Origin of the sequence: Delftia sp. WY8 (assembly GCF_018437695.1) — a bacterium.
In the GTDB taxonomy this organism is placed as follows: Bacteria; Pseudomonadota; Gammaproteobacteria; order Burkholderiales; family Burkholderiaceae_C; genus Comamonas; species Comamonas tsuruhatensis.
Genome location: NZ_CP049795.1, coordinates 6412210 through 6432129 on the forward strand (window position 1 = coordinate 6412210; position 19920 = coordinate 6432129).

Here is a 19920-nt window from a genome sequence, read left to right on the forward strand (position 1 = left end):
GCCTATGCACGAGCAGGTGCACGCAGTCGAACCCTGAAGCCTTCAGCGATGCTGTAGCGAGGGATGCCCTGACCCTCGTACTGCCGCATCAGGCAAAGAAAGCGGTGCTTGAGCTGCATGGCCGCGCTGAACTCTTCCCAGGCGATCAACGCGCAGGGTGAATCACCATAGGTGCTGCAGATTCGTACCTGGCGTCGGTCCGGCTCCATCTGCGCCCAGCCGTCCTCCCGCAGGCTGACGGGGCACACCTGCGGATTGCGCAAATCCAGCAGATCGGTGAGATAGGGCAGCTCCAGGTCGTTGAGCCAGTAGCAGTTGAAGAAGTGGTGCATGACGCCCAGTGCGTCGGGCGAGCCACAGGCTTCGAGATTCATGTGCATGCGTACGTAGGAATCGCAGAGGCGCATGCTTTGCACGCGCAAGCCTCTCAGCCGGATTTCTGCGTTGGTGCTCTCGCAAGAGACGGTGTCCTGCATGCTGTCTGCCGAGGTTGGATGGAACGTTGCTTGCGACTGTAGCCCGCTTGGCTCGGATTTGTCGCACAAATCGCCGCGCCCACGCCCGTAGCCAGCCCGAAGACCACCGCCGCGGCGACGCCCTGCCGGCTGCCGATGTCGTCCCCCTGGGCAGCGTGGGCACCCCGAAGTACCGAGGCAGACCTCGAACTGGATCGACGGCAAGGACAGGGAGCAATTCCTGATCGAAACAGCCAAAAGTTAGGCAACGGACTGCCGATACACCAAGCAGGCAGGTGCGCGCCAAGTCTAGGCGGCACCTCAAGCCCTTGGTCGCGCACGCGCCAGGGGCTTTTTTCTTTCAGCACGGCACTGTGGGCCTGGGATCAAGGAATCGGATCAATTCGGCTTCGTATAGAAGCTGTGACCATTTTCAAGACAGGCCTTTGCGTCAAGCGGCTCCAGATTGGAACTGCAGATGCCGACCACGGTGCGCGTATTGCTCAGCGTATTTCCCGCAGTGTCCCACCCGGACCAGTTGAAGCGCCCAGTCAAGACCCCATACTCGTCTACTTGCAGGTTCTCAACCTTGTAGGAATGGACATTCGGTCGAGTAGACGGGTCCTTGCAGGTCACGGACCCGGCGGAGTTGACAGACTGCCCCGAGACTTCGAGTCCACCTTCGTAAAAGCATGAACCGCCGTTGACCAACTCTTCTTCCATACGAAAGATGCCATCCTTTGCGTAGATGTGGATCGTCCCAGGGGTCACCTTTCTGACCATTTCCTCCGCGGTGGAATAGCTGAAAGATTTTGTGTGAAGGCGGCTCAAGTGGTCTTCAAAGCGAAATCTCTTCATCAGTTGAGTGGCTTCGCCGGGGAGCGTGATGGACGCCGATGTCTCAGTGTCGAAGACGATGCGAACAGGGCCCACGACTTGTGCAACTTCGCCGTTCTGCGCCGGACCTCCCAGCACGCGACCGCCCTGGTATTCGGCCAGCTCCCCCTCGAAGATCTTCTCGTCCTTCAACTGGCCTGCCGCTTGCAGGAAGAGTGCCGACCCGTCCGTCCTATAGCCATAATAGGTGACGATGACGTTCAGCCCGCTTTGCCTGTCGATCTGAATGCCGCGTCCTGGCTTGCCGTTCAGCTCCCCGTCAATCGTCCACATACCTGAATCAGGCAGGGCCGCCATTGCCGGCGCAGCCAGGCAGGATACGAGCGCAGAGAACACAGCACTACGGGCAAAACGATTCATAACGACTCCATTGATGTTTGAACTGCAAAAAACCGATTAACTATAACTGGCAATCATGTGACTGCGATATTCCAATTCAAGTCAAGTTTTGGATTCAATTTGGGTAATCTATTTGCTCACTAACTCTTGCATCAAGAGGCAGGCAACCCGCCCCGAAGCCCGAACGGTGCAGGCAACTCGGGCTTTTGATGTTCTGAATTCCCAATCCATGGCGACAAAGCACGTCATTTCCGTATCTGGCGGCAAGGACAGCACAGCCGTGCTGCTGCTCGCCATGGAGCGCTGCCCATCCTGCAGCATGGTCCCGGTCTTCTGCGACACCGACAACGAGCATCAAGCTGTCTAGGACGACTTGGCCTGTCCGGAACACGGCGAGGGAAAGGACGGCAACAAGCGCTGGAGCCACGGCGCCAAATACATCAAGGGCTCCTTGGGCCCCGCGACGGCCAGCGGCGGCGGCCAAAACCTCGCCTCTGCTTTCATGGTCCAGGCCAACGGCGGGTTCAACAGCACGCCGGCCCGCGACCTGCGCGACCCCATGAACACGACCACCACGCGCGACCGCCTGGCGTTCGCGACCGTGTGGCTCAAGGGCGAGCCTTGGGAGGATCGTGGCTATCACGTTGCGCATGCTGGTGCCGCGCGAACTCCATAACGCCCAAGACTTTCCTCCTGGCTACCTCATCGACCGTACCGTCCCCTGGCAAGCCCCTGACGAAGACCGCCCAGGTTCGTATGCTCGACCACTCCGTGAGTCCCGTGCCCACGCAGCAAGCTGCTTGAAAGAACGCGGACCGAATGGCACTAGAATCTCTTCCAGAGTCATGGCGTAGGTTTTATTGCCAACGGCGTAGGGAGCAAAAACCTACGCCAGAACCTACGCCAAGTTCGTAAGTGAAGATGGATTCGCTGGGTGCCAAGTTGAGGTTCTGCGGCAAGCGCGCCGTGAAATTTCCAAGAAATGCAAGCCCTTGGCGAAGAAATGCATGATTCGACAATGGCTTGGCCAAGGCGGGCGTCGTTCAATGGCAGGACCTGAGCTTCCCAAGCTCAAGACGTGGGTTCGATTCCCATCGCCCGCTCCAGATAGACATCCCTACTCACGTCGGTTCTGGTGCACAAACAGAATGCGGCTCGAGAGTGGCCAATCTGGCTAAAGCGATTGAGCAAGCCGACGTGGACATGCAGTTCCACAAGCTGGCAGTCGAACATGCGTACGGTCACCATTTCGCCCGGCCGCTTAAAGCAAGTTCTTCTTCGCCTCCACAACGCTGCGCCGTTGGCAGTCGCGCCATTTCTTCCATATCGTTCGACCCGAGCGCTTGCGCATCGCCTCTTGATGGTGCGCCGAGCTCGAACTCGAATTCTTAGGCTGCCCGCGCCGAGCGGGCTTCGTCGTTTCAATGGTGCACTTGACAAGGCTGTAGGGTGCAAGCGCGCTGCCGGGCTTCCGACGGATTCCTGGGCTGGCTACACTTTTCTCTCCACAGAGAAGGGAAGTCATGGGCACAGATATCTACGTTTCGACGCTGACCGCCGATCTGGAGCAGCAGTTCATCGACGCGGTCGGACAGAGCCGCAAACTGCACGCTCCATGGGTTTCGCCGCCCAGCACGGCACAGGAGTTCCAGGGCTACCTGGCTCGCGTGCAGGAGCCGTCGGGTGCGGCATTTGTGATCTGGGAGTGGCGCAGCGATGGTTTTGCCGGGGTCGTGCAGATCACGAACATCCTGATGGACCCGTTCCGCTCTGCCCATATCGACTTCTTTGCATTCTCGGGCTTCGAAGGGAAGGGCCTGATGAAGGAGGGCCTCGCGCATGTCGTGAAGCAGGTCTTCAGGACTTCGAAGCTGCATCGGCTGGAAGCCAACATTCAGCCTGAGAACAAGGCAGCCATAGCACTGGTGAAGTCCTGTGGTTTCAAGTTGGAGGGGTTGTCGCCCGCATTCATGAAGGTCGGTGGTCGCTGGCGAGATCACGAACGCTGGGCGCTGTTGTCCGCGTAGTCGCTGCCCGGATCCGTCAGCGCCTGAGGGTTCTCCATGAACTGGTCTCGCAAAGGACGCAGCACCTTGTCATCCTGGGAAGTGACGAGACGTCGAAGAAGGTGAAGCACACCGAGGTGCAGACAAGGCCTAACAGTGGGCTTGTTCTTGCCTGACGTATCCCCCGAAAACAGCTGGACAGCGTCCGGAACTACAGGGGCGAGATCTGCGGCGCGACAAACGCAAAAAAGCCGCATAGGTGCTGAGATGACAGGCGAAGGCGCTCGTTACAATGGAACTCCATGGTTCACTGCACTCTCACCACTACCATCTCCACGACCGCTTCCTGCGGACCGTGTGAAGTGCCGTGAGTCTCAGTTGAACCACTTCCCAGGCCCGCCAGCGATGGACAGGGCCCTTTTTTTTGCCCTTGCGTCGCCGGCACCACGCAAGGAGTTGTTCTCATGTTTGCTCTGTTAGTCCTCGATGTTCAGGTCGGCCTGGTCCGAGGCCCTGAACCCATGTGGCGCTGCACCGAGGTGCTGGACACCATCAACACCTTGATGGCACAGGCCCGCCGTGCGGGAGCGCCAGTTTTTCTGGCTCGTCACATCGGTCCCGTGGGAACGCCCATTGGCCCAGGCAGCCCACTGACCCAACTCGCACCCGAACTGCAACTGGACGGCAGTGAGGTTGTGTTCGAAAAACACCGCCCAAGCGCCTTTGCAGGCACCGATCTGTTGCAGCAGCTTCAAGCACGCAACGTGACCGGCCTGGTCATCACCGGCATGAAGACTCAGTACTGCGTGGACACCAATTGCCGGGTCGCTCGCGATCTGGGCCTTGATGCCGTCCTTATTGCGGATGGACATACTTGTGCCGACACCCCCCAGCTTGCAGCGCAGAAAATTGTGGAACACCACAACGCGACGCTGGCAGGGGCATTTTGCGCGGTCATGCCCGCAAACGCCTGGGATTTCTCGGCACCGGTTCACACCTGATCTGCGGAGTCCGCCCATATTGAGGCACACGCGAGCGATTGCAGCGTCATTTGTCTTTCAGACCACCGGGCCATGGGCCAATGCCGACGGCCTGGTCCTGCCTTGCGCTGATTCCCTGACCTGTGCTTGTCCGACAAGGGCGTGCCTGGGCGGCACCCATGCTTGAGGCCATGAACACACCTCCTCCCAACACCCCTGGCCAAGTGCCCACGTCGTCGTCCCGCAACCGGTTCGCCACCAGGCGGACCATGTACATCGCCGCAGCCGTCGTGGCCGTGGCGCTGATGATGGTGTTTGCGCCCTGGTAGGCGCGATCCACTGTCATGGTCCCGCCCATGCCCGAAAGGGCATGAGAAAGCCCGCCATTTGGCGGGCTGTCGTTTTGGGGAATCGCTTGCCTTAGTGCGCAGGGTGCGCCGTCGGTGCTTGCGCCGTGGGGAGTCGGGCCAGCTTCTGCGAGCAATCGCTGCACACGTGCCACGCATGGAATTGGCGGGCGCCTGTGGCGGGCTTTTCCTGTTCGCACTGCATGCAGAAGACGGCGGGGGCCAGGTCCAGGAGCCGGATCGGCTCTCTGCCTTTCTTGGGACTACGCATAGCTCTCCTTCAAAGTGTTGCTCCTCGGTATCCATTGGGCGCCGGGTTGGAAAAGGCGGTCGTCAGCGGGCGCGCCAAGGCGCAGCAGAAGCCGGCGCCATCGAGGGTGCGTGTTCAACTTACAGCCAGGCCGTCTCACGGTTGTGACTTTTGCATGACCGTGTGGGGAAGGCGCCGCAGCTGTTTGACAGCGTGCTTCGGGCAGCCCTAGAATTTTTGCTTCCGTTCCTGCGACCATTGCGAGCCTGACATGAACCTGTGACGCCTTCGGACCTGCGTCCGACCAATCCCCCGAAGCCCTTTGCCGGCCGACGGCGGACGCCTGCGTCACCTCCTGCCTGTTCGTTGATTGCTCTGCGTTTCCTGAACGCAACCCGGCGTCGCCGTGCGGCCTCCTTTCGGAATTTTTGAAAGAGTGCCCATGACGGATCCATCGATATCCTTGCCCACAACACGGCCGCCTGGAACCAGCAGGCTGCCAAGTCCTGCGACTGGTCGCGCCCGGTCGACAGCGCCGAAATAGCACGGGCCCGCGCCGGAAGCTGGCAGGCGCGGCTCACGCCAGGCCCCTTGCCTGCCGGCTGGCTGGATGATGTACGCGGCCTGCGCATCCTCTGCCTTGCCAGCGGCGGCGGCCAGCAGGCGCCCATTCTTGCTGCGGCGGGCGCCCAGGTCACCGTCTTCGACGCCTCAGCCGGCCAGCTTGCGCAGGACCGGCATGTGGCCGAGCGCGAAGGCCTTGCGCTGACCTGCGTGCAGGGCGATATGCGCGATCTGGGGGTCTTTGCAGACGCCAGCTTTGATGTGATCTTTCACCCCATCTCCAACCTCTACGTGCCCGATGTGCGGCCCGTGTGGCGTGAATGCGCGCGGGTGCTGACGACGGGCGGGCGTCTTCTGTCCAGCTTCTGGAATCCGGTGGTCTTCGTGGAGGACCGTGATCCTGCATTGCGCGAGCAAGGACTCGTGCGGCCCGCCTGGCGCCTGCCGTATTCCGATGTGGCGGATTTGCCGCCCGAGGCGATTGCGGCCAAGCGCGAGCGCAACGAGGCCCTGGTGTTCGGCCATACGCTGGCCGATCAGATCGGGGGGCAGTTGGATGCGGGGCTTGTGCTGACGGGCTTCCACGAGGACTGGCAGCCCCACGCCCGTTTTGTGATCGAGAAGTTCGTGCCGACCTTCATTGCGACACGTTCGATGAAGGTCTGAACGCGCTACCTACGGCCTGGACCGGCCTTGCCGCGCTCAGGTGCGCAAGGCCGGTATCCAGGTCTGTTGCTGGGCGGGTTCTGCCACGGGCTGCGCCGGTTGCGGTCGGGGAGCAGGGCCTTTGGCCTGGGGCGATGGCTGGGCCTGCCGCACCTGCTCGGCGCCGGACTTGGCCAGCAGCAGCATCACGGCCATGCAGATCAACGTCAGCAAGAGCACCACGCAGATGGGGCCCAGATCCACGGAGGCGATGTCCAGCCCCTTCAGCGACTGCCAGCGTTCTGAGCGTATTTCCAGCGGTTCTTCGGGATCGGCCATGACACCTCCACTGCGTTGAGTGTGCCTCCATGCTAGGCGCAAGTGAGCATGCAAACAATATGGGAACTTCGCCAGGATGCGAGGGTATACCGCAGGCAGCTACTTGACCCACATCAATTGCGCCGCCACGGCCAGGGCGATGGCCAGCAGCACCAGCAGCACCAGCCTTGCCACGATGGTGACCGCCTTGCGGCGCGCTGCTTTGCGGGTGTTGCGCGGACGAGGTGGGGTAGGCGGCGGCTGCGTGGCATCCAGGGCTGCAATTCTTTCCAGCCAGTCCTGGGTTGTTGGCAGGGCAGTGGCGGGCGGTGACGAGGACGGGGACGGGGACGAACCGGGCTTGCCGCGGTTCATGGCTCCAGCTCCTGCCGCATCTCTTCCAGCACCTCCAAGGCGCCCTGGATCATGGCTTGCCTGTGCTCCAGCGCAGCCTTCTGGGTCTGCAGCCGTTCCAGCTGCTCGGCTACCTGCGCCTCGTCGGCCCGCAGCTTCTTCAGCCGCTCCTGTATGGCCTCCATTTCCGGGGCGCTCATCTGCCAATCCTCCAGCATGCGAAGGGCGTGGCACGTGGCCCGGTCCCTTCTCACAATTCACACGAATGCCGGCAATTATCTGTGCGTCTTAGCGACTGGCTATGAATGAATTGATATAGATTGTCATCGGCCGGCGCAGAAGGGGGCCGAAAGCTTGCCGCTGCATGCGCACGGTGCTGCGCAGATCAGAGCAGCGCAGTTCAATGCGCGAGGAATTTGAGAAAGATCCGCCCCTGCCGGGTTCTGACCTCGGTCCCTTCGATAAAGCCCATCAGTCTGGCCGAGCCGTCCATGGAGTACAGCGCCGGCCCATCGATGCGGTAGATGAGCCTGGTCCCGCACCGGACGAATTCATCGCCTTCGACACGCCCGATTTCGTGTCCGCGCCCATCAAGCACAGTCCACGAGCGTCCTGCAATCATGGCCTCACCCGGCGGTTGCCGGTCCCCAAGTAAAAGCGTCAATCTAAGGAACGCTGGGCGTCTGAGTCTGAGCGAATCTGAGCAGTTGTGTAAAGCCGGGCCACCGATGCCTCGGGCGGTGCCCTGCGCAAATTCGTGTGCACCCGGCCCAAGCCGCACCACGCCGGCCAAAAGAAGCTGGCTGCGGTCTAGGGGCACTGCGCGCTTGGGCGCTTGAGTGGTGCGCAGGCAAGTAGAATTGTTTCATATCAAAGACATGCTGCTCTGAAAGTTGCAGCGACCGGGCCCGCTTGGCGGGCCTTGTGCATGGGGCGCCGTCCCGCAGCCTGTATCTGGGTGCATGTCCTGATTCTCTGTGGGCCCGGCCTGCGATCCAATCTCGCGCATGGGGCTGAGCCTTCTCGTCAAATTGCTCTCATTTATGAAGTTCTGCTGTCGCCAACCGGATGCGCCTGTGGCATTGCCTTGCGGCTTGCCTGGGGTCAGTTCCGTCCGGTGGACGCTGCGCTGCGGAGGGCGGAGGTGAACGAGCAGGCGCTGTACGATCTGGCCCCCGTTCTGGAGCTGATGCTGCTGGGCCTGTTGCTGGCGCTGGGACCCTTGGCCTGGGTGTGGCTGCGCAACCGCAACGGTGGCTCGCTCAAGCGGCTGCAGGCACTGTCGGTGCTGACGCTGTTCCTGACTTTCGACCTGGTGCTGTTCGGCGCCTTTACGCGTTTGACCGATTCCGGCCTGGGCTGCCCTGACTGGCCGGGCTGCTATGGCAGCGCCAGCCCCATGGGCGCCCGCGCGCAGATTGCCGAGGCGCAGGCCGCCATGCCCACCGGGCCGGTGACGCATGGCAAGGCATGGATAGAGATGGTCCACCGCTATCTGGCCACCACCGTGGGCGTGCTCATCATCGCCATGACCATCATGGCCTGGCGGCGTGCGCGCCGCCAGGGCAGGGCGGGTGGCGCCCAAGGCGTGGAAGGCGCACGGCTGGGGGCCATGAGCCCCTGGTGGCCCACGCTGGCGCTGTTCTGGGTCTGCCTGCAGGGTGCCTTTGGCGCCTGGACCGTGACCATGAAGCTGTTTCCGGCCATCGTGACCCTGCACCTGCTGGGCGGCACGGGCCTGCTGGCCTTGCTGTGCGTGCCCGCCGTGGGGCTGAGCCGGGCGGCACGCCAGCAGCAGGCAACGGTGATTTCCCCGGGCCTGCGTGCTCTGCTGTGGCTGGGCCTGGGCTTGCTGGTGCTGCAGGTGGCACTGGGTGGCTGGGTCAGCACCAACTATGCGGTGCTGGCCTGCAGCAGTTTTCCGACCTGCCAGGGCAGTTGGTGGCCGGCCATGGATTTTTCGCAGGCGCTGCAGATCTGGCGTCCGCTGGGCCTGCTGCAGGACGGCAGCAACATCAGCTTTGCGGGCCTCACGGCCATCCACTATCTGCACCGCCTGGCGGCCTATGTGGTGGTGGCTGCGCTGGCCGGGCTGTGGTGGCGTTTGGGTGAAGTGCCCGCACTGGCGTTGCAGCGCCGCGTGCTGGGTGCGTTTTTGGTGCTGCAGGTGCTGACAGGCCTGTCGAACGTGGTGCTCGATTGGCCGCTGGTGGCCGCGGTGCTGCATACGGGTGGCGCAGCCGCGCTGGTGACCGTGATTGTTTGGTGCCTGGCGGCCAGTCGCCCGGGCACGCTGCGGGCCGGGTTGCCGGTTGCCCGTGGAGAGATTGCATGAGTAAACAAGCTTCCCTGAGTGTCGAGTCCTCACGCTGGACGCAGTTCTATGCCCTGACCAAGCCCCGCGTGGTGCAGTTGATCGTGTTCTGCGCGCTGATCGGCATGGTGCTGGCCGTGCCGGGCTGGCCCAACGCCGACCAGTGGCTGCACATGGCGCTGGCCTGCCTGGGCATCTGGCTGGTGGCGGGCGCCGCAGCGGCCTTCAACTGCCTGGTGGAGCGCCATATCGATGCGCGCATGAAGCGCACCTCCTGGCGGCCCACGGCGCGCGGGGAGCTGACCAGCCAGCAGGCCCTGGCCTTCTCGGCCATCCTGTGCACGCTGGGTGCGCTGGTGCTGCTGCTGTGCACCAATCCGCTGACCATGTGGCTGACGCTGGCCACCTTCGTGGGCTATGCCGTGATCTACACGGTGATCCTCAAGCCCGCCACGCCGCAGAACATCGTGATCGGCGGCGCCTCCGGCGCCATGCCGCCCGTGCTGGGCTGGGCCGCGATGACGGGCCAGGTCGGACCCGAGGCGCTGATCCTGTTTCTCATCATCTTCCTGTGGACGCCTCCGCATTTCTGGGCGCTGGCGCTGTACCGCGTGGAGGACTACCGCCAGTCGGGCCTGCCGATGCTGCCCGTCACGCATGGCAGCGAGTACACGCGGCTGCAGATCCTGCTGTACACGGTGATCCTGTTCGCAGCCTGCATGCTGCCCTTCATGTACGGCATGAGCTCCTGGCTGTACCTGGTGGTGGCCGTGGTGCTGAGCGTGGGCTTTTGCGGCTATGCCTTCGCGCTGTGGCGCAATTACTCGGACGAGCTGTCGCGCAGGACTTTCCGCTTCTCGCTGGTGCATCTGAGCGTGCTGTTCCTGGCACTGCTGATCGATCACTACCTCTGGCTGGGCTGATGGCCTGAGGGCCATGGCCGCGCAATGACAAACCGGGCCCTTGAGGCCCGGTTTGTCTTGGTGCCTGCCGTCTTACTTGATCTGCCGCTTTTCCAGCTTGCGCGCCAGCGTGCGCCGGTGCATGCCCAGGCGGCGTGCGGCCTCGGAGATGTTGAAGTCGCTCTCGGCCAGGGTTTCGTGGATGTGTTCCCACTCCAGTGTCTTGATGGAAGTGGGGTTGCGCGACAGCTCCACGTCGGTGCGGCCTTCGAGGCGGCCGAAGGCGGCCTCGATGTCGTCGGTGTTGGACGGCTTGGCCAGGTAGTGGCAGGCGCCGAGCTTGACGGCCTCCACGGCCGTGGCAATGCTGGCATAGCCGGTGAGCACGACGATCAGCGCCTCGGGGTTGTGCTGGTGCAGCATCTGCACGCAGCTCAGGCCCGAGGCATTGCCGGCCAGCTTGAGGTCCATGACGGCGTATTGCGGCGAATGCGTCTGCAGCAGCTCGCGCACTTCCTCGGCGCTGGCGGCCTGCAGCACGCGGTAGCCGCGCCGCTCGAACGATCGCGTCAGCGTGCGTGCAAACGTTGCATCGTCTTCAACCAGCAGCAGGAGGCGGGAGCTGTCCATGGGCGATTCGGGTTCCTGTGGGCGCCGCTTCAGGCGCCGGGTTCAATGGCAATCGATGACAGGGGCAGGCGGATCTCCACCTCGCTGCCCCTGGGCGGGGTGTTCCTCACCTGAACGCGTCCGCCCAGCGAGCGCGCCACGTTGAGCACCAGGAACAGGCCCAGTCCGCGGCCCGGGCGCTCCGTCTTGGTGGAGATATGGCGCTGGCCCAGCTGCTCCAGCACGGCAGGTGCAAAGCCGGGACCCTTGTCGCGCACGGTGATGCACAGCATGCCGGTGCGCACGGACAGGTGCAGCGCCACATGGCCGGGAGATGCCTCGGAGGCATTGTCGAGCACATTGCAAACCATTTGCTGCAACGCGGTATCCGAAAGAATGGGGAAGTCCTCTTCGGCCTGGACATAGTCGAAACGCTCCACCGCATGGCGTGACTGCCATTGGGCGACCACTCCATCCATGAAGGCATGCAAGGTCGTGGCCTGGGGCGCGTCGGCGCGGGTTTCGCCGGCGGACATGAGCACGCTGGAGACGATGGATTTGCAGCGCAGCAGCTGCTGCTGCATCTCCTGCAGGTCGGCGAGCAGATCGGGATCTTGCGTGATGACGGGCATGCGCTGCCAGTCGCCCAGGATGACGGACATGGTCGACAGCGGCGTGCCCAGCTCGTGCGCCGCGCCCGTGGCCAGCAGGCCCATGCGCACGATGTGCTCTTCCTCGCTGGCGCGCTGGCGCATGTTGGCCAGCCGCGCGTCGCGCCGTCGCAGGTTGGAGACGATGCGGCGCAGGAAGACCACCAGCAGCACCGTGGTCAGCCCGAAGCTGATCAGGATGCCGCTCACGTACAGGCCGGGCAGCCCGTCCGGTCCCGCCGCGCCAATGGGCAGGGGCCAGTGCACGATGGCCAGCACCAGGGTGCACAGCGATGTGCTGGCAACGATGATCCAGGCGTGCACGGGCCTGAGCAGCACGGCGCCCAGAATGCCCTGCAGCAGGAACAGGTAGATGAAGGGATTGCTGGCGCCGCCGCTCAGATATAGCTGTATGGCCAGGGCGAGCACGTCGGCCAGCAGGGCCAGGAACAGGTTGCGCGCCGAGATCTGGCGGCGGTGGCTGCGGTACCAGTAGATGTAGCCGAGGTTGGTGAACACGCTGGCCATCAGCACCAGGGCCATGGCCGGCAGCGGCAGGTTGATGCCGAAGCCGTAGTGCACCAGGGAGATGGTGATCACCTGCCCGACCACGGCAAACCAGCGCAGCTGTATCAGCAGCTGCATGTTCTGGCGTTCGGTGGTGCGCTCGACGCGGAACAGGGACTCTGAAGGCGAATTCACGCGGGCGATTGTGCGCTACCGCAGGCAGCCGTGGCGCGGCAGGGTCTTGTAGAGGACTGAAGAAAAAGGGCCACCGATGTCATCGATGGCCCCATTGCCTGCGCAAGGCGGTTCTATGGCTTGCCGGCCGGCTGCTGGTCATTGCGCCTGACCAGCCAGGCGGCACCGACCACCATCAGCGCCAATCCGTACCAGGTCAGTGCGTAGACCATGTGGCTGTTGGGAAAGCGGATCACGGTCATGCCCGGGCGCGGCCAGGTGCCGTCCGCCACGGGCTGGCCGGGCAGGCCGGCGTCGATGAAATAGGGCGCTGCCTTGCCAAGGCCCTGGGCCTGTGCAATGGCCGCCACATCGCGCGAGAACCAGCGCTGCTGAGCAGGATCGTTCTCGCGCAGAAAACCGCCGCGCGGCTCGCTGATGCGCAGCAGGCCGGACACCGTTACCTGGTCCTGGGATGCCTGCCCGGGCTGCGCCTGCCAGCGTGCGCGCTGCTCCGTGGGGATGAAGCCCCGGTTGACCAGCACCTGGCTGCCATCGTCCAGCTGCAGCGGCGTCAGCACCCAGAAGCCTGCTCCCAGCTCGGTCACGGCCTGGGTCAGCACGGTCTTGCCTGTCAGCCATTGGCCGCTGGCCTGCACAGCGCGGTATTCATGGTCGGCGGCCGTGATCTGCGGCCATTCGGCGGGCGGGGGCAGGGCAGCGGGCGCGGCGTGCACGCGCTGCTCCACGCGCTCTATGAGATCCAGCTTCCAGGCGCGGCGCTGCACCTGCCAGCTGCCCAGGAAGATGAAGCCCAAAAACAAGGCGATGCCCACCGAGATGAGCATCGCCTGAGCGAGTGGGCCGCGCCGGCGCGATGCGCCTGCGCGGCTGGAGGGCCCGGAGTTTCCGGATGCGGTCAAGGCGTGACCACGGCCGGTGCCGTCTGCGCCGCAGGATCGGCCGGCATGGTGTGCTGGGGCATCATGTTGGTGTTCATGTGGAACATGACCCACAGCGTGCCTGCGATGCCGATGGCCACGAAGACCACGGTGAAGATGGTGGACAGCAGGGTCCAGCCGCCTTCGATCTTGCCGTTCATGTGCAGGAAGAAGACCATGTGGACCAGGATCTGCACCACGGCGAAGCCGCCGAGCACCATCACGGCCGTCGAGCGGTCCGAGATGATGTTGCCCATCACCAGCCAGAACGGGATGGCCGTCAGGATGATCGAGAGCACGAAGCCCCACATGTAGCCCGAGAACGTGCTGTGCGGGCCGGCATCGTGGTGGTGGTCGTCATGGCCGTGATGGTCGTGGTGACCGTGGCCGGCGTGGATGTCGTGTGCAGCCATTTACAGCACCCCCATCAGATAAACAAAAGTGAAGACGCCGATCCAGACCACGTCCAAGAAGTGCCAGAACATCGACAGGCACATCAGGCGGCGGTTGTTCTCGTGCGTCAGGCCGTGCTTGTTGATCTGGATCATCAGCGTGACCAGCCAGATCAGGCCGAAGGTCACGTGCAGGCCGTGGGTGCCCACCAGCGTGAAGAACGAGGACAGGAAGGCGCTGCGCTGAGGGCCAGCGCCCTCGTGCAGCAGGTGGGAGAACTCATAGAGTTCCAGGCCCAGGAAGCACAGGCCGAACAGGCCGGTGATGGCCAGCCACATCTGCGTGCCGCCCAGCTTGCCCTGCTGCTTTTGCAGCATGGCGAAGCCGAAGGTGATGGACGACAGCAGCAGGAAGGCCGTGTTCATCGCCACCAGGGGCAGGTCGAACAGCTGGGCGCCCGTGGGGCCTGCAGCGTAGTTGCGGCCCAGCACGCCATAGGTGGCGAACAGCGCTGCAAAGATCAGGCAGTCGCTCATCAGGTAGAGCCAGAAGCCCAGAGCGGTGCCGTTTTCGGGATGGGGCTCCTCGGCGAGGTGGTACTCACGCGGGGCCAGGGCGGCAGCGCCGCCTGCGGTGTAACGGATATCAGACATGACGTGCCAGCTGTTGTGTGCGCAGTTCTTCCGTGGCCGCGACTTCCGCGGCGGGGATGTAGTAGTCGCGCTTGTAGTTGAACGTGTGGATGATCGACGCCAGCACGGTGGCGGCGAAGGACACGATGGCCAGGGGCCACATGTGCCAGATCATCGCGAAGCCGAAGACCGTGGACAGCGCAGCGATCACGACACCGGCGCCGGTGTTGGCGGGCATGTGTACGGGCTTGAAGCCGGTCAGCGGACGCTGGTAGCCGTGCTTCTTCATATCCCACCAGGCATCGATCTCATGCACCACGGGCGTGAAGGCGAAGTTGTACTGGGGCGGGGGCGAGGATGTGGCCCACTCCAGCGTGCGGCCTTCCCATGGATCGCCGGTTTCGTCACGCAGCTGGTCGCGCTTGAAGTAGCTGACCACGAGCTGCATCAGGAAGCTGCCGATGCCCAGGGCCACCAGGCCTGCGCCGCAGGCGGCGATGATGAACCAGATCTGCAGCGAGGGGTCCTCGAAGTGGTTGGCGCGGCGCGTCACACCCATGAGGCCCAGCACGTACAGCGGCGTGAAGGCCACCCAGAAGCCGACCAGCCAGAACCAGAAGGAGCACTTGCCCCAGAACTCGTCGAGCTTGTAGCCGAAGGCCTTGGGGAACCAGAAGTTGATGCCGGCGAACACGCCGAACACCACGCCGCCGATGATCACGTTGTGGAAGTGGGCGATCAGGAACAGGCTGTTGTGCAGCACGAAGTCGGCCGGGGGAACGGCCAGCAGCACGCCGGTCATGCCGCCGATGGCGAAGGTGCACATGAAGCCCACGGTCCACAGCATCGGCACGGTGAAGCGGATGCGGCCGCGGTACATGGTGAACAGCCAGTTGAAGATCTTGGCGCCCGTCGGGATCGAAATGATCATCGTCGTGATGCCGAAGAACGTGTTCACGCTGGCGCCCGAGCCCATGGTGAAGAAGTGGTGCAGCCACACCAGGTAGGACAGGATGGTGATACACACCGTCGCGTACACCATGGAGGTGTAGCCGAACAGGCGCTTGCGGCTGAAGGTCGAGACGATCTCGGAGAAGATGCCGAAGCACGGCAGGATCAGGATGTAGACCTCGGGGTGGCCCCAGATCCAGATCAGGTTCACGTACAGCATGGGGTTGCCGCCCAGGTCGTTCGTGAAGAAGTTCGTGCCGACGTAGCGGTCCAGCGACATCAGCACCAGGGCTGCGGTCAGGATGGGGAACGAGGCCACGATCAGCGCGTTGGTGCACAGGGCAGTCCAGGTGAAGACGGGCATCTTCATCAGGTTCATGCCGGGTGCGCGCATCTTGATGATGGTCACGATCAGGTTGATGCCCGACAGCGTGGTGCCGACACCGGCCACCTGCAATCCCCAGATGTAGTAGTCAAGCCCGACCCCCGGGTTCTGCGCCCCCAGGTTGGACAGGGCCAGCCAGCCGGAGGTGGAGAACTCGCCCAGGAACAGCGAGATCATCACCAGCACGGCGCCGCCCGTGGTCATCCAGAAGCTGAAGTTGTTCAGGAACGGGAAGGACACGTCGCGGGCGCCGATCTGCAGCGGCACCAGGTAGTTCATCAGGCCGGTCACGAAGGGCATGGCCACGAAGAAGATCATGATCACGCCGTGGGCGGTGAAGATCTGGTCGTAGTGGTGCGGAGGCAGGTAGCCCAGGTTGTCGCCGAAGGCCATGGCCTGCTGCAGGCGCATCATCAGCGCATCTGCGAAGCCGCGCAGCAGCATGACCAGACCGAGGATCATGTACATGATGCCGATCTTCTTGTGGTCGATGCTGCACAGCCAGTCGCGCCACAGCGGGCCCCACAGGCGGAACTTAGTGAGAAGGCCCAGCACGCCGAGGCCGCCGAGCACCACGGCGATGAAGGTCACCAGCACGATGGGCTCATGCGCCATCGGGATGGAGTCCCAGGTGATGCGTCCCAGCAGCCAGTGGGCCTGTGCCGGGGAGGTATGTTCAGACATATCGAGTCTCTTAGGTCGTTTTGGAACGGGCGGCGGGCTGGCCGTCGTCCGCTTCCGCTATCTGCTTATTGCTGTGCGCTGGCGGCCGAGCCGTCGCGCTGGTCCAGGAAGGCCACGACGCGGTCGGCGTTTTGCACCGTGCACACATCCTGGGGCAGGTTCATGCCCACGGCCTTGAGATAGGCTTCACCGCCTGCGGCATCGATGGCCATCATGTGGTGCATGCACATCTTGCCTTCCTCGACGCAGCGGTTGAGCACCTTGTCGTACAGGCCTTCGTCCACGGTGGCGAAGCGCTCGACCGGGTTGCGCTCGCTGGGCTTGACCAGATTCAGGTAGGTGTCGCGGTTCAGGGCCTTGCCTTCGGACTTGGCCTTGGCAACCCACTGCTCGAATTCCTCGTCGCTGAGGCCGTGGAACTTGAACGTCATGCCCGAGAAGCCGGCGCCGCTGTAGTGCGATGCCAGGCCGTGGAACACACCGGTCTTGTTGATCACTGCGTTCAGCTCGGTCTGCATGCCGGGCATGGCATAGATCATGCCGGCCAGGTCAGGCACGTAGAAGGCGTTCATCGTCGAGGTGGCGGTCAGCTTGAAGTGGATGGGACGATCCACGGGAGCGGCCAGCTCGTTGACGGTGGCGATGCCCTTTTCAGGGATGAAGAACAGCCACTTCCAGTCCATGGCCACGACCTGCACTTCCAGCGGCTTGACATCGGTGCTCAAGGGCTTGGAGGCCGAGACGCGGTCCAGCGGGCGGTAGGGGTCGAGCTTGTGGGTGCTGATCCAGGTGATGGCGCCCAGCGCGATGATGATCATCAGCGGCACGGACCAGATCACCAGCTCCAGCGTGGTGGAGTGGTGCCATTCGGGGTCGTAGTGGGCCTCGGTGTTCGACTGGCGGTATTTCCAGGCGAACAGCAGCGTGAGGATGATCACCGGGATGATGATGATCAGCATCAGCAAGGTGGCCGTGACCACCAGGTTGCCTTGCTGCGCGGCGATATCGCCGGCCGGGTTGAGCACGACGGCTTTGCTGCAGCCAGTGAGACTGGCTGTCAAAGCGGCCGCGGTGAGCCACGCAGGCCCACGGAGTTCCTTGATTTTTAGCATGCTAGGGGCGCAACAAGAGCGCGTTTACATAGAAACGCGGATTACAAGATCCGGGCAAATGTATTACGAAGTATAAATTTGTCCATTGGACATTTTGTCCAACGTCAAGGAGAAGCCGGGAACTTTCTGCTACCTGGCGGGGCAGGCAGCGAGGTCCCGGCGATCCGGAGGCCGCATTTTTCGGCCGCGCGCAGCAGGAAAAACACCAAGTCCGGTCGAGGTGAAACCGCCTTGCGCCAGATCAAGCGAGGGCGTAGAACGGAGCTGTCAGTGAGACGAGACAAGGAGCATCCATCTATGAGCGGCCTCGACACAACTGCAAGCTTCCCCAACGGAAGCTACGAAAGCAAGGAATCTCTGTCCCGCGCCGACACCCACGAAGATGTCACGCCCAACGAGATCGCCGTCGGCGTGATCCTGGGGCGATCCTCGGAGTACTTCGACTTCTTCGTGTTCGGCATCGCCTGCGTGCTGGTCTTCCCGGCACTGCTGTTCCCCTATCTTTCCAAGCTTGACGGCACGTTGATGTCGTTCGGCATCTTCGCGCTGGCCTTCGTGGCGCGGCCGTTGGGCACGGCGCTGTCCATGGCCGTGCAGCGGCGCTGGGGCCGGGCGACCAAGCTGACGCTGGCGCTCTTCCTGCTGGGCGTGTGTACGGTGGGCATGGCTTTCCTGCCCAGCTACCAGCAGGCGGGCGTGAACGCCATCATCGTGCTGGCGCTGCTGCGCATCGGCCAGGGCATTGCACTGGGCGGCTCCTGGGATGGACTGCCGTCGCTGCTGGCCATGTCGGCGCCCCAGAACCGGCGGGGCTGGTATTCGATGATCGGGCAGTTGGGTGCGCCGCTGGGCTTTGTGCTGGCGGCAGGCCTGTTTGCCTTCATCTATGCCCATGTGGATGCCGACGAGTTCCTCAGCTGGGGCTGGCGCTATCCCTTCTGCGTGGCCTTTGCCATCAACGTGGTGGCACTGTTTGCCCGGTTGCGCCTGGTGGTGGGCCAGTCCTACACCGAGCTGCTGGCGCAGCGCGAGCTGGAGCCCATGGGCGTGGTGCCGCTGATGCGCGACGAGGGCCGCAACGTGGTCATCGGCGCCTTTGCAGCCCTTGCCAGCTTTGCGCTCTTCCACCTGGTGACCATCTTCCCGCTGTCCTGGATCTCGCTGTATTCGGACCAGTCGGTGAACCATGTGCTGGGCGTGCAGATCGTTGGCGCCTTCTGTGCAGCCGGCGCCATCATGGTTTCGGGCTGGCTGGCCGACCGGGTGGGGCGGCGCAACACGCTGGGCACCATGGCCTGCCTGATCGGCATCTTCAGCTTTGTGGCTCCCTGGCTGCTGGGCAGCGGCACCACGGGCAACAACGTGTTCATCATCGTCGGCTTCATCCTGCTGGGCCTGTCCTACGGGCAGGCGGCAGGCACGGTGACGGCCAACTTCCCCTCGCGCTATCGCTATACGGGCGCGGCCCTGTCCTCGGACATGGCCTGGCTGGTCGGCGCGGCCTTTGCCCCGCTGGTGGCGCTGGGCGTGTCCTCGCGCTTCGGACTGGTGGCGCTGGGCATCTATCTGCTGTCGGGCGCGCTGTGCACGCTGGCGGCGCTGGGCATCAACCGGGCCATCGAGACGCGCGACTGAACGGGCCCTTGCAAGCCAAAGGCCGGCTCTGCCGGCCTTTTTTGTCGCCGGGCCGCCCCAAGGCAAAAAGCTGGCCCCCTGGGGGGCAGCGGACCTTGCGAAGCAGGGGAGCGTGGGGGCATTTTCCGTTGCGGCTCCGCCTCAGGGGTTTTCACCGTAGCGCTGCTTGAAGTCGAATTCGAGCCTGTCGCAGTCCTGCACCGATTCAAACTGCTGCGTCTTGCGCTCGGCCTCAGGCCTGGCGGTTTCCTTGCGGCAGATCTTGATGGTTTCGCGCTCCACCCAGCGCGCCTCGCCTTCGGGCGTGGACAGCAACTGGCCAGCCAGCATGAGCACAGCGAAGAAGGCCACGGGCAGGCCGATGAGCCAGGGCACGATGCGGCTTTTGCCTGGTTGGGCCGGTTCGGCGGAATGAGGCTCGGGTGTCGGTGGTTGCGCCATGGTGTGCTTGCTGTGGTTCCGGCTGGCGATTATCCAGGGCGCCCATCGCGCGCAGTCTGAGCGGGATCAGGGAACGGCGAGATCGCCTGTGCTAGCCATCTCCCCCATCTCCTGCACCAGCCATTTCTCCAGCGCAAGAATGTCGGCCCTGCGGCCCGGATGGGGCGCCACCCACAGCTGCAGGCGCCGAGGTCCGGCCAGTCGCGCGCCGCTGTTGCGCGCGCATGTCAGCGATCCGGCCAGTGACGGGCTGGAGATCGTGCTCAAGGGCGGGCAGATGGGAGGAGAGGCCTTCTTCGGCCACGTGCGTGATGGAGGCTAGGCAGGGCTCGCTGCCGCGACGATGGGGCAAACCTATAATGCGCGTTGGTCCCGACGGGACACCCTCCCGCCAGGGACAGCGCCCCGCGTGCGCGCTCCGAACTCCTAGACACC

At 63.6% G+C, this 19920-nt stretch carries 24 protein-coding genes and 1 tRNA gene; 10 read left to right on the forward strand and 15 right to left on the reverse strand.

The window, feature by feature from the left end; translation table 11 throughout:
• Positions 1–2: 2 nt before the first annotated feature.
• Both G4D77_RS29285 and G4D77_RS29290 read right to left on the reverse strand, forming a co-directional pair.
• A complete protein-coding gene (locus tag G4D77_RS29285) occupies positions 3–476 on the reverse strand; it encodes a hypothetical protein (RefSeq protein ID WP_154834183.1) in 474 nt (157 codons plus the stop codon).
• A 378-nt stretch (positions 477–854) separates the two neighbouring features.
• The gene (locus tag G4D77_RS29290) at positions 855–1712 is read right to left on the reverse strand and encodes a hypothetical protein (RefSeq protein ID WP_227740992.1); all 858 of its coding nucleotides are present in this window, start codon (positions 1710–1712) and stop codon (positions 855–857) included.
• A 208-nt stretch (positions 1713–1920) separates the two neighbouring features.
• Here G4D77_RS29290 and G4D77_RS29295 point away from each other — a divergent pair, with 208 nt between their 5' ends.
• The 7 genes from G4D77_RS29295 to G4D77_RS29325 all read left to right on the forward strand — a co-directional run bounded on the left by G4D77_RS29295 (position 1921) and on the right by G4D77_RS29325 (position 6504).
• The gene (locus tag G4D77_RS29295) at positions 1921–2058 is read left to right on the forward strand and encodes a phosphoadenosine phosphosulfate reductase family protein (protein ID WP_193726216.1); all 138 of its coding nucleotides are present in this window, start codon (positions 1921–1923) and stop codon (positions 2056–2058) included.
• 6 nt (positions 2059–2064) lie between these two features.
• On the forward strand, positions 2065–2367 hold the full coding sequence (locus tag G4D77_RS29300) for a hypothetical protein (RefSeq protein WP_227740993.1): 303 nt from the start codon (positions 2065–2067) through the stop codon (positions 2365–2367).
• Between the two features lie 356 nt (positions 2368–2723).
• Positions 2724–2797: transfer RNA gene (locus G4D77_RS29305), tRNA-Gly, on the forward strand.
• A 417-nt stretch (positions 2798–3214) separates the two neighbouring features.
• The gene (locus G4D77_RS29310) at positions 3215–3718 is read left to right on the forward strand and encodes a GNAT family N-acetyltransferase (RefSeq protein ID WP_016447197.1); all 504 of its coding nucleotides are present in this window, start codon (positions 3215–3217) and stop codon (positions 3716–3718) included.
• A gap of 443 nt (positions 3719–4161) precedes the next feature.
• On the forward strand, positions 4162–4698 hold the full coding sequence (locus tag G4D77_RS29315) for a cysteine hydrolase family protein (RefSeq protein WP_016447196.1): 537 nt from the start codon (positions 4162–4164) through the stop codon (positions 4696–4698).
• A gap of 170 nt (positions 4699–4868) precedes the next feature.
• A complete protein-coding gene (locus tag G4D77_RS29320) occupies positions 4869–5006 on the forward strand; it encodes a hypothetical protein (protein ID WP_193726258.1) in 138 nt (45 codons plus the stop codon).
• A gap of 721 nt (positions 5007–5727) precedes the next feature.
• The gene (locus G4D77_RS29325; RefSeq protein WP_213758000.1) at positions 5728–6504 is read left to right on the forward strand and encodes a class I SAM-dependent methyltransferase; all 777 of its coding nucleotides are present in this window, start codon (positions 5728–5730) and stop codon (positions 6502–6504) included.
• A 36-nt stretch (positions 6505–6540) separates the two neighbouring features.
• On the opposite strand, the gene G4D77_RS29330 is transcribed toward G4D77_RS29325, so the two are convergent.
• From G4D77_RS29330 to G4D77_RS29345, 4 genes are all read right to left on the reverse strand, one after another.
• Positions 6541–6822 (reverse strand): hypothetical protein, encoded by a 282-nt coding sequence (locus G4D77_RS29330; RefSeq protein ID WP_016447192.1) that lies wholly within the window; start codon positions 6820–6822, stop codon positions 6541–6543.
• A gap of 99 nt (positions 6823–6921) precedes the next feature.
• Positions 6922–7176, reverse strand: coding sequence for a hypothetical protein (locus G4D77_RS29335; protein ID WP_047216988.1), 255 nt, complete (start codon positions 7174–7176; stop codon positions 6922–6924).
• Complete coding sequence (locus G4D77_RS29340) at positions 7173–7355, reverse strand: hypothetical protein (protein WP_016447190.1); 183 nt, start codon at positions 7353–7355, stop codon at positions 7173–7175. Before G4D77_RS29340 ends, G4D77_RS29335 begins: the two co-directional genes overlap by 4 nt.
• 200 nt (positions 7356–7555) lie before the next feature.
• Complete coding sequence (locus tag G4D77_RS29345) at positions 7556–7777, reverse strand: hypothetical protein (protein ID WP_017403888.1); 222 nt, start codon at positions 7775–7777, stop codon at positions 7556–7558.
• Positions 7778–8299: 522 nt separating this feature from the next.
• Between G4D77_RS29345 and G4D77_RS29350 the strand changes: the two genes are divergently transcribed.
• Entirely contained in the window at positions 8300–9490 is a 1191-nt protein-coding gene (locus G4D77_RS29350) for a COX15/CtaA family protein (protein ID WP_154834184.1), read from the forward strand.
• Complete coding sequence (gene cyoE / locus G4D77_RS29355) at positions 9487–10392, forward strand: heme o synthase (RefSeq protein WP_016447188.1); 906 nt, start codon at positions 9487–9489, stop codon at positions 10390–10392. The genes G4D77_RS29350 and cyoE overlap by 4 nt, the downstream gene beginning before the upstream one ends.
• Positions 10393–10464: 72 nt before the next feature.
• Here the strand turns inward: cyoE and G4D77_RS29360 are convergent, their stop codons facing one another.
• The 7 genes from G4D77_RS29360 to cyoA all read right to left on the reverse strand — a co-directional run bounded on the left by G4D77_RS29360 (position 10465) and on the right by cyoA (position 17409).
• Complete coding sequence (locus tag G4D77_RS29360) at positions 10465–11001, reverse strand: response regulator transcription factor (RefSeq protein WP_012205888.1); 537 nt, start codon at positions 10999–11001, stop codon at positions 10465–10467.
• A gap of 29 nt (positions 11002–11030) precedes the next feature.
• A complete protein-coding gene (locus tag G4D77_RS29365; protein ID WP_154834185.1) occupies positions 11031–12332 on the reverse strand; it encodes an ATP-binding protein in 1302 nt (433 codons plus the stop codon).
• Positions 12333–12445: 113 nt separating this feature from the next.
• On the reverse strand, positions 12446–13159 hold the full coding sequence (locus G4D77_RS29370) for an SURF1 family protein (RefSeq protein ID WP_046239819.1): 714 nt from the start codon (positions 13157–13159) through the stop codon (positions 12446–12448).
• A 71-nt stretch (positions 13160–13230) separates the two neighbouring features.
• Positions 13231–13665, reverse strand: coding sequence for a cytochrome o ubiquinol oxidase subunit IV (gene cyoD / locus G4D77_RS29375; protein ID WP_016447185.1), 435 nt, complete (start codon positions 13663–13665; stop codon positions 13231–13233).
• On the reverse strand, positions 13666–14298 hold the full coding sequence (cyoC, locus tag G4D77_RS29380) for a cytochrome o ubiquinol oxidase subunit III (protein WP_016447184.1): 633 nt from the start codon (positions 14296–14298) through the stop codon (positions 13666–13668).
• Complete coding sequence (cyoB, locus tag G4D77_RS29385; RefSeq protein WP_016447183.1) at positions 14291–16297, reverse strand: cytochrome o ubiquinol oxidase subunit I; 2007 nt, start codon at positions 16295–16297, stop codon at positions 14291–14293. Before cyoB ends, cyoC begins: the two co-directional genes overlap by 8 nt.
• 65 nt (positions 16298–16362) lie before the next feature.
• Positions 16363–17409, reverse strand: coding sequence for a ubiquinol oxidase subunit II (gene cyoA / locus G4D77_RS29390; protein WP_016447182.1), 1047 nt, complete (start codon positions 17407–17409; stop codon positions 16363–16365).
• Positions 17410–17706: 297 nt separating this feature from the next.
• Between cyoA and G4D77_RS29395 the strand changes: the two genes are divergently transcribed.
• Positions 17707–19044 carry an MFS transporter gene (locus G4D77_RS29395; protein ID WP_016447181.1) on the forward strand — a complete coding sequence of 446 codons (1338 nt, stop codon included), beginning with the start codon at positions 17707–17709 and terminating at the stop codon, positions 19042–19044.
• A gap of 141 nt (positions 19045–19185) precedes the next feature.
• On the opposite strand, the gene G4D77_RS29400 is transcribed toward G4D77_RS29395, so the two are convergent.
• Both G4D77_RS29400 and G4D77_RS29405 read right to left on the reverse strand, forming a co-directional pair.
• Positions 19186–19485, reverse strand: coding sequence for a hypothetical protein (locus G4D77_RS29400; protein ID WP_046239820.1), 300 nt, complete (start codon positions 19483–19485; stop codon positions 19186–19188).
• Between the two features lie 66 nt (positions 19486–19551).
• Entirely contained in the window at positions 19552–19752 is a 201-nt protein-coding gene (locus G4D77_RS29405) for a hypothetical protein (RefSeq protein WP_128422700.1), read from the reverse strand.
• Between the last annotated feature and the right edge of the window lie 168 nt (positions 19753–19920).

What these genes read in the sequence shown, in the direction of transcription:
- G4D77_RS29285 (WP_154834183.1), bottom strand. Translation starts at nt 476, where the DNA reads ATGCAGGACACCGTCTCTTGCGAGAGCACCAACGCAGAAATCCGGCTG.
- G4D77_RS29290 (WP_227740992.1), bottom strand. Translation starts at nt 1,712, where the DNA reads ATGAATCGTTTTGCCCGTAGTGCTGTGTTCTCTGCGCTCGTATCCTGC.
- G4D77_RS29295 (WP_193726216.1), top strand. Translation starts at nt 1,921, where the DNA reads ATGGCGACAAAGCACGTCATTTCCGTATCTGGCGGCAAGGACAGCACA.
- G4D77_RS29310 (WP_016447197.1), top strand. Translation starts at nt 3,215, where the DNA reads ATGGGCACAGATATCTACGTTTCGACGCTGACCGCCGATCTGGAGCAG.
- G4D77_RS29315 (WP_016447196.1), top strand. Translation starts at nt 4,162, where the DNA reads ATGTTTGCTCTGTTAGTCCTCGATGTTCAGGTCGGCCTGGTCCGAGGC.
- G4D77_RS29320 (WP_193726258.1), top strand. Translation starts at nt 4,869, where the DNA reads ATGAACACACCTCCTCCCAACACCCCTGGCCAAGTGCCCACGTCGTCG.
- G4D77_RS29330 (WP_016447192.1), bottom strand. Translation starts at nt 6,822, where the DNA reads ATGGCCGATCCCGAAGAACCGCTGGAAATACGCTCAGAACGCTGGCAG.
- G4D77_RS29335 (WP_047216988.1), bottom strand. Translation starts at nt 7,176, where the DNA reads ATGAACCGCGGCAAGCCCGGTTCGTCCCCGTCCCCGTCCTCGTCACCG.
- G4D77_RS29340 (WP_016447190.1), bottom strand. Translation starts at nt 7,355, where the DNA reads ATGAGCGCCCCGGAAATGGAGGCCATACAGGAGCGGCTGAAGAAGCTG.
- G4D77_RS29345 (WP_017403888.1), bottom strand. Translation starts at nt 7,777, where the DNA reads ATGATTGCAGGACGCTCGTGGACTGTGCTTGATGGGCGCGGACACGAA.
- cyoE (WP_016447188.1), top strand. Translation starts at nt 9,487, where the DNA reads ATGAGTAAACAAGCTTCCCTGAGTGTCGAGTCCTCACGCTGGACGCAG.
- G4D77_RS29360 (WP_012205888.1), bottom strand. Translation starts at nt 11,001, where the DNA reads ATGGACAGCTCCCGCCTCCTGCTGCTGGTTGAAGACGATGCAACGTTT.
- G4D77_RS29370 (WP_046239819.1), bottom strand. Translation starts at nt 13,159, where the DNA reads ATGCTCATCTCGGTGGGCATCGCCTTGTTTTTGGGCTTCATCTTCCTG.
- cyoD (WP_016447185.1), bottom strand. Translation starts at nt 13,665, where the DNA reads ATGGCTGCACACGACATCCACGCCGGCCACGGTCACCACGACCATCAC.
- cyoC (WP_016447184.1), bottom strand. Translation starts at nt 14,298, where the DNA reads ATGTCTGATATCCGTTACACCGCAGGCGGCGCTGCCGCCCTGGCCCCG.
- cyoB (WP_016447183.1), bottom strand. Translation starts at nt 16,297, where the DNA reads ATGTCTGAACATACCTCCCCGGCACAGGCCCACTGGCTGCTGGGACGC.
- cyoA (WP_016447182.1), bottom strand. Translation starts at nt 17,409, where the DNA reads ATGCTAAAAATCAAGGAACTCCGTGGGCCTGCGTGGCTCACCGCGGCC.
- G4D77_RS29395 (WP_016447181.1), top strand. Translation starts at nt 17,707, where the DNA reads ATGAGCGGCCTCGACACAACTGCAAGCTTCCCCAACGGAAGCTACGAA.
- G4D77_RS29400 (WP_046239820.1), bottom strand. Translation starts at nt 19,485, where the DNA reads ATGGCGCAACCACCGACACCCGAGCCTCATTCCGCCGAACCGGCCCAA.